Genomic DNA, 12,114 nt, shown 5'->3' with positions numbered 1-12,114 from the left:
ATCGAAGACAATCCAGACTTAACATCTGCACTCAAACCAACCATTCATCAATATGAAACACAACTGAATGACATTACAAATCAAATTAATCAGCTCAAGCACCAACAAAACCAAGAAAAACCATCTTACGATACGAAGCAAATCGCTGCCCTATTACAACAAATATTTCAAAACGTAGAATCAATGGATAAAGCACAACTCAAAGCATTATACCTTACGGTCATTGATCGTATCGATATTCGTAAAGACGGTAATCATAAAAAACAGTTCTACGTTACACTCAAACTCAATAATGAAATTATTAAACAACTTTTCAATGATACCCCACTCGACGAAGTGCTCCTCAGCACTTCGTCTTTATTTTTGCCTCAAACGCTCTTTCTTCAAATCTAATACAAATGTACTGTCCTTTCGTCATTCAATAACACTCATCTAACAAATATATTCAACACGCTAACAAATCATGGCTCAATGTGAAGCTTATATTGATATGACGAAAGAACATCCCAAAACAAAATATAAGTGGGATAGTAACGGGATTGGCTAACTTCATGTAAGAGAAGGATTACGCAAGCGTAATCCCAAAATCCCATTATTATTTATAAATAAATAATATAAAAAGAAAAAAGTAAATCATAACCACACCTATTAATCCAAGTGATATTAAATATATAGCTATATTTCCCGAGAAATGAGCGGGATAACGGGATTTCCTTGTCATATCAACAATTGTGACGACTTTCGATTGGGATCTTTTCTGTATTTCAGTGGGATTTCTAGGCGAAACAAATGGTATTTCAAACTTATATTATCAAAATGATGTATCACATGCATACGTCAATCCAATACATTAGGAGGTCATAACAATGACACTAGAACAACAACTCAAGCACTATATAACCAACTTATTTAATCTACCAAAGGACGAAAAATGGGAATGTGAATCTATCGAGGAAGTGGCAGATAATATCCTTCCTGACCAATATGTAAGGCTTGGCCCACTTACCAATAAAATCCTTCATACGTATACTTACTACTCTGATACACTTCACGAAAGACATATATACCCCTTTATCCTCTACTATCAGAAACAACTTATTGCGATTGGTTATATTGATGAAACAAACGATATGGACTTCTTATATCTTCATAACACAGTTATGCCACTACTAGATCAAAGACACTTACTTGAAAAGGAGAATCATAATAATGAATAAATGGATACACATAGCTCAGATAAGCGTCACAGTCATTACAGAAGTTATTACAATAATGAAAGATATCGAAAAGGAGAAATGAGCATGGAACGTTATATTACACGTGGTATTGCCAATTACTTGCCAGCAATGTTACAGCAACAATTATGGAAACTTGTAGCGCAACGCGAAAACGAACAATTCAAGGAACTAGAAGAGATTGATTACTTTCATATTTTCCAGTTCAATATGCATAATAGTCAATTATACATCAAACATAAGCAAGAACGTCCAGAGTACTTAAAAATTCATAAGGCAAATTATTCAAAAGCTATCAATATTAATAAGGTCTACATTATCCGAGAAGATGATGTAGACCTTTCTTATTACGTCATGTTGTTACCTGAAGAATATTAAATAAAGGAGTTAGATAAAAATGAAATCAATCAAAAGTGTATTAGAAACCGAAGCGATATTTAGTGAGGATAAAATGCATCGTTATCTTCTCAAAAAAACTTGGAATATTGATAAAGAAGTACTCACAATTATAACGATGTACCCTCATTATGATGGCATTATTAATGTTGACCTTACAACACAACTTATTGTCAATAAAGTAGCTGAAAAAGATGAATATGGTGGTGTTAATTTTATAAATCTTTTTTCAAATATTGATACCCCCATTAATTTAAAACATATCGAAAACAGCCATGACAAGCACACGGATATTCACATTATGAAAGCTGTCAAAGAAGCCGATAGTGTTTTATTGGCTTGGGGTTCCTACGGAAAGAAACCCCTTGTGGAAAATCGAGTGAATGAAGTATTAGACATGTTAAAACCTCACAGTAAGAAAATCAATATATTAACAAACCCTCAAACAAATGAAATCATGCATCCATTAAATCCATACGCTAGAAAGGCATGGACAATTAAACCATTAAAGGAGACTAAATAGAATGAATCAAACATGGAAAGAAGTATACCAATATTTAATACATCAACCACACATAGATGTTATTAAAGGCATTATCGCCTTTTCATCAAACATAAAAAATAATTCAGAATTAGATGAGCTATATTCCATTTATATGAATGATGATTCTATCACATCCATTGTTCACCCTGACTTAATAGAAAGTATAGAGGTTATCCATAATGAGTAGAAAAAGAATAGATATTGTCAAAGTCCAAATGATCAAAGAAGATACACTTTGGTATTTAAAAAGACGTATTGAAGAACCAAAAGACGCTGCTGATATTATGCGTGACTTCATAGGAAATGCTGACCGAGAACACTTCATTTTAATTTGCTTGAATAGCAAAAATGAACCTACACATATTGAAACCGTCTCTATAGGAACCATTAATTTTGCGGTTATACATCCTCGAGAAATATTTAAAACAGCCATATTAAGTAACGCAACGGGTATGATTATTGCACATATAGGTATGAAAAATCAATGGCGAAATTATAATTTATTGTACCCACAATGTTATATTAATTTCGCCTTTTTTCTAATGGCGAAATTGAGTTTGAAAGTGGGCTGGAGATAGTGAAATAAGTTAACTTCTTGAAGAGAAAAATGATGAGAACATTATGTTTGAGTTAATTATTGTCCTATACTAGATAAAGAGATTTCATTTTTCTAATTAAATCAGGAGGGACTTAAATGAATAATAATACTATTTCCGGTTTTCATATACTCGGAACTGAAAACGGAAATTTGAAATTAAATACAAATAAAATGTATCATTGGCATATTCAAAAAAAATTAAGAAATACGCTGATTGCACAGGGCGATATAGTGCTAGTTCAAACAAAAAGAGGGAATAGACCCATCCTTGTCATGAATGTTTTTCGTGAAGAAGATAAAGAAAAGAAGAGAAAATATAAACGTGTAATCAAGTTGTTAGAAAAGGCACCTGAGAAAAGCCATGCTGTTAAAAGTTAAAAAACAATTAAAAATGTTAAACAATTGAGCCAGATTGCGGAATAAAAAGTAAAGGCTATCCTGAATAGCCTTTACTTTTTATTCTTTTTTCTTGTGAAAAGCAATATTTGGGAGACAATAGCCAGTACGGGTAATTCAATTAAAGGTCCAATGACCAAAGCTAAAGCAATGAAAGGTTGATCAGGGAATGCTGTCACAGCTATAGCTAAAGACACTGGTGAATTACTGGAAATAATTATCATATTTAAGCTAACTGAATCTTCGTAAGAAAACTTTAAAGACCTTCCAACGAAGCGTCCTACTACATAGTTAATAACAAAAAACAACAAAACCGTAACAACTAAAGTGTAAATGACTTCCATATTTTCAAGTAAATAAGAACCTCGGGAAGCGAACATTGCCATAATAGCCAATGATAAAAAGGAGATTTGAGCAATGCCGAAAAAGGGAATAACTTTGTTGTTTAAAACAGATTTTTTCTTAATAAGAATCGTGTAAGATGAGCAAATGCAAATGGAATAACCAATACAATAAATATACTTTCTATAAGCGTTGATATGGGTATCGATTCAATAGTTCCAGCCAATATTAGCAAATATACTGGCAAAAGTACGACTTGTAAAATTAAATTAATCGGTAAAACTGATGTAGAAAGAGATACATTTCCTTTTGCTATTCCAGTAAAAGCGAGATACCAATCTGTACAAGGTGTCACCATAAGCATGATAAAACCAATCCATAAAGCAGGATAATCAGATAAGAAAACGGAACCTAAACGCCAAGCTAATCAGGGTGGAATCGCGCTCTTTAGTTTTGAGTCGGTTCAATTAACGTTTTTCAGGGGGGAGGTTTTTATTTTGACATTCTATTCGATATAATATAATATAAAACTCATCAAAAAAAATTGATGTGTTAGGGGGAATAAGTCATGATAGAACGGTCTGATGTTTGTGATACAACTTTACTCGACTATGAGAAGAAATTTAAAGCGCTGTCGGATCACAAAAGACTTTATATATTGCGTATTTTGGCAACAGAAGGAAAAACCTGTGTATGTGATTTGCGTGAACTACTAGCATTGCCACAATCTAAATTATCTTATCATCTAAAAATCTTATTAGATGTAAAATTTATTTCTGTTGAGAAAGAAGGAAAGTGGAATTATTATTCAGCCAATCCTAATGAAATAAAAAAGATTTTATCTTCAGACCTCTGTTGTCTTTTTTATCCTGAGTAAATTTTTTTGAACTATATATCAACAAAGATTGATGTGTCATAAGAAAAGGTTGGAATTTGAAATCACTCACACTAGACTAGGAGATAAAAAATGATAGTAAATCATGCAAGTATATTATCTGTCGATTACTTTATAAGTTATTTAGAACTCATTATGAAAGCGAGGCAGTTATCATTAGAAGAAGCTGTGTTTTATATGAAAGAAAATTTTTTTAAAGGTGAAGCCTTTTTATATGGAGAAGTAACAGCTAAACATTTTGAGCAAGCAATTCAACTTTTGAAAAGAGGGAATTTTAAATGAAAGAAATTAAATTATTTACTATAAAAGAGACATCATGCTACGGTGAGGAACCAACAACGACTTCTTGTTGTGCGCCAGAAACGATAAATGAATCAACTTGCTGCTCATCGCCTGAAGTGACAGTAGAAAAACCGGAACAAAAGCAATTTAACTTAGATTTACCTGTAGCCATTATTGGAGCTGGTCCAGTTGGACTTGCGGCGGCAGCACATTTAACCATACAAAAAGTGCCTTTCATCGTCTTTGAATCAGGTGAAAATGTAGGACATAATATTCTTAAGTGGCAACACGTTCAACTATTCAGCCCTTGGCAATACGATATTGATAAAGCAGCACGTCAACTACTTGAAGAAACGGATTGGGAATCACCACAGGATAATATTTTACCGACAGGAAAAGAGTTGGTGGATCAATATTTAGTACCTTTAAGTACATTACCTGTCTTAAAAGAAGCCATTCGATACAACTCAAAAGTTATTTCAATTTCACGTCAACAAAACGATAAAATGAAATCATTACATCGTGAAAAGCAGCCTTTTGAAATTTATGTTGAAAGAAATCATGAAATTGAAATAGTAGAAGCACGTGCAATTATTGATGCAACGGGTACATGGGGGAACCCAAATCCTTCTACTTCAAATGGTGTTTGGTTGAATTCCGAAAAACAATGCGAAAATCACATTGAATACGGTATTCCAGATATAACGAAAAGTGTGAAACGCTATGCCGATAAAACAGTCGCAGTGGTTGGTGGTGGGCACTCTGCTATTAATACATTGTTAGAACTGGCCGATTTACAAAAAGAATTTCCGGAAACCAAATTGATTTGGATTCTACGTAAAAAAAATGTAGAAGATGCCTACGGTGGCGAAGAAAAAGATGCACTTGAAGCACGTGGGGCGCTTGGCTCGAAAATACATTCATTGGTCGATTCAGGTAAAGTACAAGTATATACACCGTTCTACACGATGCAAGTCAAATCAATGAATGGACAAATGGAGTTAGCAGGACGTTATGAAGGCGAAATGACAATTATTAAAGAGATTGACGAGTTGATTGTCAATGCTGGAAATCGTCCGGACTTTTCAATTGAACAAGAACTTCGATTATCCATTGACCCAGCGACGGAAAGTATCGCAGCACTAGCACCACTCATCGATCCAAACGAACACAGTTGTGGTACCGTTCGCGCACATGGTGAAGAAATTCTACGCCAGCCAGAACAAGGTCTTTATATTGTAGGTATGAAGAGTTACGGTCGTGCTCCCACATTCTTAATGGCAACAGGATATGAACAAGTACGTTCAATAACAGCCTATCTTGCAGGAGACATAGAAGCCTCTAAACGAGTTGAACTTGATTTACCTGAAACGGGGGTTTGTAGCGTAAATTTGCAAAATCCTAAAGAAGAATCAAGCTGTAGCACAAATTCATGTTCGTGACAGTTCACATCAAAAAATTGATGTGATTATCGAGAAACGTGATTTTAATGATCATTAACCGTGGGGGTACATTAGGTGTTGCCTACTTTAAGTCATATTCTGAGCTAATATTATCCCCTCGAATATCTGATTTAGACGAAGCTGAAAAGAGTGTTTTTCAACGCTTATTTAACAATACCCCTCGTCAATTGGGTAATGAAACGTATCAACAGTTTTTACAAGCGCATATTAACTTAGCGAATAATGAATAAGCAGCCAACGGGCATTTTGCTCTTCTAAATAAGGTGTTGTACAATGGCAAAAAAAACGTGTGCAAAAAGTATGACCATTCTTATTAATGTCTAAGATAACAGTATGAATACTACCCTTGACCCTGTACTATGGTACAGGGTTTATATTATATTTGGGGTGATGTAAATTGTATTTTAGAGTCGGAGAAATCGCCGAGAAATGTAATGTTAACAAAGAGACAATTAGATATTATGAACGTTTGGGTTTAATTCCAGAGCCTAATCGTACCGAAAAGGGATACCGAATGTATTCACCACAAACGGTGGATCGATTGAATTTCATAAAACGGATGCAGGAATTGGGCTTTACCTTAAATGAAATCGACAAGTTACTAGGGGTTGTCGATCGCGATGAAGCGAAGTGCCGTGATATGTATGATTTCACTAAACCAAATACCATCGGATTATCAATGTTTGAACTATAACTAATTGTTATATGCTTTTTGTAGAACTGCATCTTACTTTGACATACTTTAAGTCGTTCATTAAGATATGACGATTCCAATGACGAACTTTTAATAACATCAATTTGTCGGAATGCCTTAATCATATAAAATAAGCACAACAAACTACCAAATACCCATATCAAAAGAATCATATACGTTATATTTGAGGTCTCAAACTGATTAACATTAATTGCTAAGTCTTTCGTAACAGATGATTGTTGACCATCTAACATATGACTAACCGAAGAAGTCGTGTCAGATACATTTCGATTCATCATATCTTTTGAAAATGTAAAATTCGATATTTTGTAAAATGGTATTAATGGAATTAACGTGGAGACGAGCACTAATAACCAAATCTTATGTGACATAATATTTTGAGTATATTTTATATAGAGCATTCTCACTAAAAAAATTACACATATCGTGAGCAATGAACTGATTATACTTAACATTAAAAAAGATGATAACACCTTCTACACCTCCATATCACAAAAATTATAACATTATTTTGACATAAATACTACATTTGTAATATACTACAAATGTAGTATTATATAAGGAGGATATTGATGAAAAAGATAAAAATTGTTCCACTTATTTTAATAGTTGTAGTTGTCGGGTTTGGTATATATTTTTATGCTTCAAAAGATAAAGAAATTAATAATACTATTGATGCAATTGAAGATAAAAATTTCAAACAAGTTTATAAAGATAGCAGTTATATTTCTAAAAGCGATAATGGTGAAGTAGAAATGACTGAACGTCCGATAAAAATATATAATAGTTTAGGCGTTAAAGATATAAACATTCAGGATCGTAAAATAAAAAAAGTATCTAAAAATAAAAAACGAGTAGATGCTCAATATAAAATTAAAACAAACTACGGTAACATTGATCGCAACGTTCAATTTAATTTTGTTAAAGAAGATGGTATGTGGAAGTTAGATTGGGATCATAGCGTCATTATTCCAGGAATGCAGAAAGACCAAAGCATACATATTGAAAATTTAAAATCAGAACGTGGTAAAATTTTAGACCGAAACAATGTGGAATTGGCCAATACAGGAACAGCATATGAGATAGGCATCGTTCCAAAGAATGTATCTAAAAAAGATTATAAAGCAATCGCTAAAGAACTAAGTATTTCTGAAGACTATATCAAACAACAAATGGATCAAAATTGGGTACAAGATGATACCTTCGTTCCACTTAAAACCGTTAAAAAAATGGATGAATATTTAAGTGATTTCGCAAAAAAATTTCATCTTACAACTAATGAAACAGAAAGTCGTAACTATCCTCTAGAAAAAGCGACTTCACATCTATTAGGTTATGTTGGTCCCATTAACTCTGAAGAATTAAAACAAAAAGAATATAAAGGCTATAAAGATGATGCAGTTATTGGTAAAAAGGGACTCGAAAAACTTTACGATAAAAAGCTCCAACATGAAGATGGCTATCGTGTCACAATCGTTGACGATAATAGCAATACAATCGCACATACATTAATAGAGAAAAAGAAAAAAGATGGCAAAGATATTCAACTAACTATTGATGCTAAAGTTCAAAAGAGTATTTATAACAACATGAAAAATGATTATGGCTCAGGTACTGCTATCCACCCTCAAACAGGTGAATTATTAGCACTTGTAAGCACACCTTCATATGACGTCTATCCATTTATGTATGGCATGAGTAACGAAGAATATAATAAATTAACCGAAGATAAAAAAGAACCTCTGCTCAACAAGTTCCAGATTACAACTTCACCAGGTTCAACTCAAAAAATATTAACAGCAATGATTGGGTTAAATAACAAAACATTAGACGATAAAACAAGTTATAAAATCGATGGTAAAGGTTGGCAAAAAGATAAATCTTGGGGTGGTTACAACGTTACAAGATATGAAGTGGTAAATGGTAATATCGACTTAAAACAAGCAATAGAATCATCAGATAACATTTTCTTTGCTAGAGTAGCACTCGAATTAGGCAGTAAGAAATTTGAAAAAGGCATGAAAAAACTAGGTGTTGGTGAAGATATACCAAGTGATTATCCATTTTATAATGCTCAAATTTCAAACAAAAATTTAGATAATGAAATATTATTAGCTGATTCAGGTTACGGACAAGGTGAAATACTGATTAACCCAGTACAGATCCTTTCAATCTATAGCGCATTAGAAAATAATGGCAATATTAACGCACCTCACTTATTAAAAGACACGAAAAACAAAGTTTGGAAGAAAAATATTATTTCCAAAGAAAATATCAATCTATTAACTGATGGTATGCAACAAGTCGTAAATAAAACACATAAAGAAGATATTTATAGATCTTATGCAAACTTAATTGGCAAATCCGGTACTGCAGAACTCAAAATGAAACAAGGAGAAACAGGCAGACAAATTGGGTGGTTTATATCATATGATAAAGATAATCCAAACATGATGATGGCTATTAATGTTAAAGATGTACAAGATAAAGGAATGGCTAGCTACAATGCCAAAATCTCAGGTAAAGTGTATGATGAGCTATATGAGAACGGTAATAAAAAATACGATATAGATGAATAACAAAACAGTGAAGCAATCCGTAACGATGGTTGCTTCACTGTTTTATTATGAATTATTAATAAGTGCTGTTACTTCTCCCTTAAATACAATTTCTTCATTTTCATTGTATGTTGAAAGTGACACTGTAACGAGTCCATTTTCTTTTTTTATGGATTTCTTATTTGTAATTTCAGCGATAACGTACAATGTATTACCTGGGTATACAGGTTTAATAAATTTAACGTTATTCATTTGTGTTCCTGCTACAACTTCTTCTCCGTATTTACCTTCTTCTACCCATAATTTAAATGATATTGAAAGTGTATGCATGCCAGATGCAATGATACCTTTAAATCTACTTTGTTCTGCTTTTTCTTTATCTATATGCATATATTGAGGATCAAAAGTTGTTGCAAATTGGATAATTTCTTCTTCTGTAATATGAAGGCTTTTTGTTTTGAATGTTTCTCCTACTATAAAATCATCGTATTTCATATATGTCTCTCTTTCTTATTCAAATTAATTTTTTAGTATGTAACATGTTAAAGGTAAGTCTACCGTCACTGAAACGTAAGACTCACCTCTAACTTTCTATTGAGACAAATGCACCATTTTATCTGCATTGTCTGTAAAGATACCATCAACTCCCCAATTAGCAAGTTGGTTTGCACGTGCTGGTTTGTTTACAGTCCATACGTTCAATTCATAACCCGCTTCTTTTACCATTTTTACTTTTGCTTTAGTAAGTTTGGCATCTTCAGTGTTTACTATTTTAGCATTACAGTAATCTAAAAGTGTTCTCCAGTCTTCACGAAACGAAGTTGTATGGAATATAACTGCTCTGTTATATTGTGGCATGATTTCTTCTGCAAGTTTAACAAGCACAACATTAAAGCTTGAAATGAGCACTTCTTGATTCTGATTTAAGTTTGTTAATTGTTCTTCCACTTGCTTAACCATACTTTTAGAAAGTGCTAGTCCATTCGGTCCAGTAATACCTTTTAATTCTACATTTAAATTCATATTATATTCATTTGCTATTTTTACTACATCATCGAAAGTTGGCAAATGTTCATCTTTGAATTTTTCACCAAACCAAGATCCTGCAGAAGCATCTTTAATTTCATCATAATTCAATTCAGTTATTTCCCCGGACATATTTGTAGTCCGTTCTAAATAATCATCATGAATGATAATCAGTTGTTCATCTTTTGTAATTGCAACATCTAACTCCAACCAGTTTATACCTTCTACTTCTGAAGCAGCTTTAAATGATGCAATTGTATTTTCCGGAGCTTTACTAGGTAATCCTCTATGTCCATATACAGTTAGCATATTACCTCTCCTTGCATTTTTATTTTTTTAATTAACGTAACTGTATTATCACATTAATCGCACTTTTATTTCCATTAAAAAGAGATGAATATCATAAATAAAGAAGTCGATAGATTCGTATTGATTATGGAGTTAATCTACGTCTCATCTCATTTTTAAAAAATCATTTATGTCCCAAGCTCCATTTTGTAATCAAGTCTAGTTTTTCTGTACCCCTTATCTGCAATTTTACTTAGGATTGCTTTTAACTTACCTCTTATCTGCAATTTTACTTAGGATTGCTTTTAACTTACCCCTTATCAGCAATTTTACTGAGAACTGCTTTTAACGCACCTCTTATCTGCAATTTTGCCTAGAACTGCTTTTAACGTACCTCTTATCTGCAATTTTACTGAGAACTGCTTTTAACTTACCCCTTATCAGCAATTTTGCATGGAATTGCTTTTAACGTACCTCTTATCAGCAATTTTACTGAGAACTGCTTTTAACAAACCTCTTATCTGCAATTTTACTTAGAACTGCTTTTAACAAACCTCTTATCTGCAATTTTACTTAGAATTGCTTTTACTATTCCTCTTATTAGTATAATCTCAGTAAGAATGCGTATAAAAATGAAAATTACAACCGATTTTGTAAGTGCTGACGCCTGAGGGAATAGTATGTGCGAGAGACTAATGGCTCGAGCCATACCCCTAGGCAAGCATGCACGTACAAAATCGTAAGATAAAAAAATAAGCATATCACTGTAAACTTTAAAAAATCAGTTTAGTGATATGCTTATTTATTTCGAGTTAGGATTTATGTCCCAAGCTCATCAAGCACAATCGGCCACTAGTTTATTTCTCTATCTTATATGTTCTGATATGGTCTTCTATACTGTATAAGTATACTTTTGAATATGGATCTTGTGTCAATTCACGTTCGAAATCAAATTCTTGATTATCAAATCTGTTAAAGAATGTTTCGTATTCTTCGACTGATAATTGCTCTCTAGATTCTAGCATATTTAAGTGTTTCTCTTTATCTAATGCTTTGTCATATCCTTTAACGATTGAACCACTAAAGATTTCTCCTACTGCTCCTGAACCATAACTAAATAGACATACTTTCTCTTCTGGTTGGAATGTGTGGTTCTGTAATAACGAAATTAAACTTAAGTATAATGATCCTGTATAAATGTTATCAATATCTCTATTACATATTACGGTTCTGTTGCAAAGTTGAATTTATAGTATAATTTTAACAAAAAGGAGTCTTCTGTATGAACTATTTCAGATATAAACAATTTAACAAGGATGTTATCACTGTAGCCGTTGGCTACTATCTAAGATATGCATTGAGTTATCGTGATATAT

At 32.7% G+C, this 12,114-nt stretch carries 14 protein-coding genes and 5 pseudogenes; 14 read left to right on the top strand and 5 right to left on the bottom strand.

Annotation, left to right across the window (positions count from 1 at the left end):
• From KA893_RS13295 to KA893_RS13265, 7 genes and pseudogenes are all read left to right on the top strand, one after another.
• Window positions 1-393 (top strand): annotated as a pseudogene (locus KA893_RS13295) (cassette chromosome recombinase CcrB); the annotation flags it as partial.
• Between the two features lie 473 nt (window positions 394-866).
• Window positions 867-1,217 carry an SAUGI family uracil-DNA glycosylase inhibitor gene (locus tag KA893_RS13290; protein WP_210124725.1) on the top strand — a complete coding sequence of 117 codons (351 nt, stop codon included), beginning with the start codon at window positions 867-869 and terminating at the stop codon, window positions 1,215-1,217.
• An 84-nt stretch (window positions 1,218-1,301) separates the two neighbouring features.
• The gene (locus tag KA893_RS13285) at window positions 1,302-1,613 is read left to right on the top strand and encodes a DUF960 family protein (protein WP_210124726.1); all 312 of its coding nucleotides are present in this window, start codon (window positions 1,302-1,304) and stop codon (window positions 1,611-1,613) included.
• A gap of 19 nt (window positions 1,614-1,632) precedes the next feature.
• The gene (locus KA893_RS13280; RefSeq protein WP_210124727.1) at window positions 1,633-2,154 is read left to right on the top strand and encodes a DUF1643 domain-containing protein; all 522 of its coding nucleotides are present in this window, start codon (window positions 1,633-1,635) and stop codon (window positions 2,152-2,154) included.
• Window position 2,155: 1 nt separating this feature from the next.
• Complete coding sequence (locus KA893_RS13275) at window positions 2,156-2,362, top strand: hypothetical protein (RefSeq protein ID WP_114604133.1); 207 nt, start codon at window positions 2,156-2,158, stop codon at window positions 2,360-2,362.
• The gene (locus KA893_RS13270; protein WP_245335944.1) at window positions 2,355-2,753 is read left to right on the top strand and encodes a JAB domain-containing protein; all 399 of its coding nucleotides are present in this window, start codon (window positions 2,355-2,357) and stop codon (window positions 2,751-2,753) included. Before KA893_RS13275 ends, KA893_RS13270 begins: the two co-directional genes overlap by 8 nt.
• Before the next feature lie 116 nt (window positions 2,754-2,869).
• Window positions 2,870-3,151 carry a DUF5839 family protein gene (locus KA893_RS13265; protein ID WP_123316960.1) on the top strand — a complete coding sequence of 94 codons (282 nt, stop codon included), beginning with the start codon at window positions 2,870-2,872 and terminating at the stop codon, window positions 3,149-3,151.
• A 71-nt stretch (window positions 3,152-3,222) separates the two neighbouring features.
• Here the strand turns inward: KA893_RS13265 and KA893_RS13260 are convergent.
• Window positions 3,223-3,938 (bottom strand): annotated as a pseudogene (locus KA893_RS13260) (arsenic resistance protein); the annotation flags it as partial.
• 141 nt (window positions 3,939-4,079) lie between these two features.
• Here KA893_RS13260 and KA893_RS13255 point away from each other — a divergent pair.
• The 5 genes and pseudogenes from KA893_RS13255 to merR1 all read left to right on the top strand — a co-directional run.
• Window positions 4,080-4,388: an ArsR/SmtB family transcription factor gene (locus KA893_RS13255; RefSeq protein ID WP_210124728.1), complete on the top strand. Its 309-nt coding sequence runs from the start codon at window positions 4,080-4,082 to the stop codon at window positions 4,386-4,388.
• A gap of 90 nt (window positions 4,389-4,478) precedes the next feature.
• Window positions 4,479-4,688 (top strand): hypothetical protein, encoded by a 210-nt coding sequence (locus tag KA893_RS13250; protein WP_123316962.1) that lies wholly within the window; start codon window positions 4,479-4,481, stop codon window positions 4,686-4,688.
• Window positions 4,685-6,130: an NAD(P)-binding domain-containing protein gene (locus KA893_RS13245; RefSeq protein ID WP_123316963.1), complete on the top strand. Its 1,446-nt coding sequence runs from the start codon at window positions 4,685-4,687 to the stop codon at window positions 6,128-6,130. Before KA893_RS13250 ends, KA893_RS13245 begins: the two co-directional genes overlap by 4 nt.
• Before the next feature lie 47 nt (window positions 6,131-6,177).
• Complete coding sequence (locus KA893_RS13240) at window positions 6,178-6,381, top strand: hypothetical protein (RefSeq protein ID WP_172687534.1); 204 nt, start codon at window positions 6,178-6,180, stop codon at window positions 6,379-6,381.
• Between the two features lie 167 nt (window positions 6,382-6,548).
• A pseudogene (gene merR1 / locus KA893_RS13235) lies at window positions 6,549-6,806 on the top strand (mercury resistance transcriptional regulator MerR1); the annotation flags it as partial.
• On the opposite strand, the pseudogene KA893_RS13230 reads toward merR1, so the two are convergent.
• Window positions 6,791-7,339 (bottom strand): annotated as a pseudogene (locus tag KA893_RS13230) (M56 family metallopeptidase); the annotation flags it as partial. The pseudogenes merR1 and KA893_RS13230 sit on opposite strands and share 16 nt — an antisense overlap.
• A gap of 96 nt (window positions 7,340-7,435) precedes the next feature.
• Between KA893_RS13230 and mecA the strand changes: the two are divergent.
• Complete coding sequence (mecA, locus tag KA893_RS13225; protein ID WP_063852655.1) at window positions 7,436-9,445, top strand: PBP2a family beta-lactam-resistant peptidoglycan transpeptidase MecA; 2,010 nt, start codon at window positions 7,436-7,438, stop codon at window positions 9,443-9,445.
• A 45-nt stretch (window positions 9,446-9,490) separates the two neighbouring features.
• Here mecA and KA893_RS13220 read toward each other — a convergent pair whose 3' ends face one another.
• The 3 genes from KA893_RS13220 to KA893_RS13210 all read right to left on the bottom strand — a co-directional run bounded on the left by KA893_RS13220 (window position 9,491) and on the right by KA893_RS13210 (window position 11,961).
• Window positions 9,491-9,919 (bottom strand): MaoC family dehydratase, encoded by a 429-nt coding sequence (locus KA893_RS13220; protein WP_000872606.1) that lies wholly within the window; start codon window positions 9,917-9,919, stop codon window positions 9,491-9,493.
• A gap of 96 nt (window positions 9,920-10,015) precedes the next feature.
• Complete coding sequence (locus tag KA893_RS13215) at window positions 10,016-10,759, bottom strand: glycerophosphoryl diester phosphodiesterase (RefSeq protein WP_000958858.1); 744 nt, start codon at window positions 10,757-10,759, stop codon at window positions 10,016-10,018.
• Window positions 10,760-11,595: 836 nt separating this feature from the next.
• Window positions 11,596-11,961, bottom strand: a complete 366-nt coding sequence (locus tag KA893_RS13210; RefSeq protein ID WP_348634470.1) for a hydroxymethylglutaryl-CoA synthase — start codon at window positions 11,959-11,961, stop codon at window positions 11,596-11,598.
• Window positions 11,962-12,020: 59 nt separating this feature from the next.
• On the opposite strand from KA893_RS13210, the pseudogene KA893_RS13205 reads away from it, so the two are divergent.
• Window positions 12,021-12,114, top strand: a pseudogene (locus KA893_RS13205) (IS6 family transposase); the annotation flags it as partial.

Origin of the sequence: Staphylococcus sp. GDY8P126P (assembly GCF_017891965.1) — a bacterium.
GTDB lineage: Bacteria > Bacillota > Bacilli > Staphylococcales > Staphylococcaceae > Staphylococcus > Staphylococcus saprophyticus.
Note: the sequence above shows the minus strand (reverse complement) of the source record. Positions and strands in the feature narration are given on the sequence as shown.

What these genes read in the sequence shown, in the direction of transcription:
- KA893_RS13290 (WP_210124725.1), top strand. Translation starts at nt 867, where the DNA reads ATGACACTAGAACAACAACTCAAGCACTATATAACCAACTTATTTAAT.
- KA893_RS13285 (WP_210124726.1), top strand. Translation starts at nt 1,302, where the DNA reads ATGGAACGTTATATTACACGTGGTATTGCCAATTACTTGCCAGCAATG.
- KA893_RS13280 (WP_210124727.1), top strand. Translation starts at nt 1,633, where the DNA reads ATGAAATCAATCAAAAGTGTATTAGAAACCGAAGCGATATTTAGTGAG.
- KA893_RS13275 (WP_114604133.1), top strand. Translation starts at nt 2,156, where the DNA reads ATGAATCAAACATGGAAAGAAGTATACCAATATTTAATACATCAACCA.
- KA893_RS13270 (WP_245335944.1), top strand. Translation starts at nt 2,355, where the DNA reads ATGAGTAGAAAAAGAATAGATATTGTCAAAGTCCAAATGATCAAAGAA.
- KA893_RS13265 (WP_123316960.1), top strand. Translation starts at nt 2,870, where the DNA reads ATGAATAATAATACTATTTCCGGTTTTCATATACTCGGAACTGAAAAC.
- KA893_RS13255 (WP_210124728.1), top strand. Translation starts at nt 4,080, where the DNA reads ATGATAGAACGGTCTGATGTTTGTGATACAACTTTACTCGACTATGAG.
- KA893_RS13250 (WP_123316962.1), top strand. Translation starts at nt 4,479, where the DNA reads ATGATAGTAAATCATGCAAGTATATTATCTGTCGATTACTTTATAAGT.
- KA893_RS13245 (WP_123316963.1), top strand. Translation starts at nt 4,685, where the DNA reads ATGAAAGAAATTAAATTATTTACTATAAAAGAGACATCATGCTACGGT.
- KA893_RS13240 (WP_172687534.1), top strand. Translation starts at nt 6,178, where the DNA reads ATGATCATTAACCGTGGGGGTACATTAGGTGTTGCCTACTTTAAGTCA.
- KA893_RS13220 (WP_000872606.1), bottom strand. Translation starts at nt 9,919, where the DNA reads ATGAAATACGATGATTTTATAGTAGGAGAAACATTCAAAACAAAAAGC.
- KA893_RS13215 (WP_000958858.1), bottom strand. Translation starts at nt 10,759, where the DNA reads ATGCTAACTGTATATGGACATAGAGGATTACCTAGTAAAGCTCCGGAA.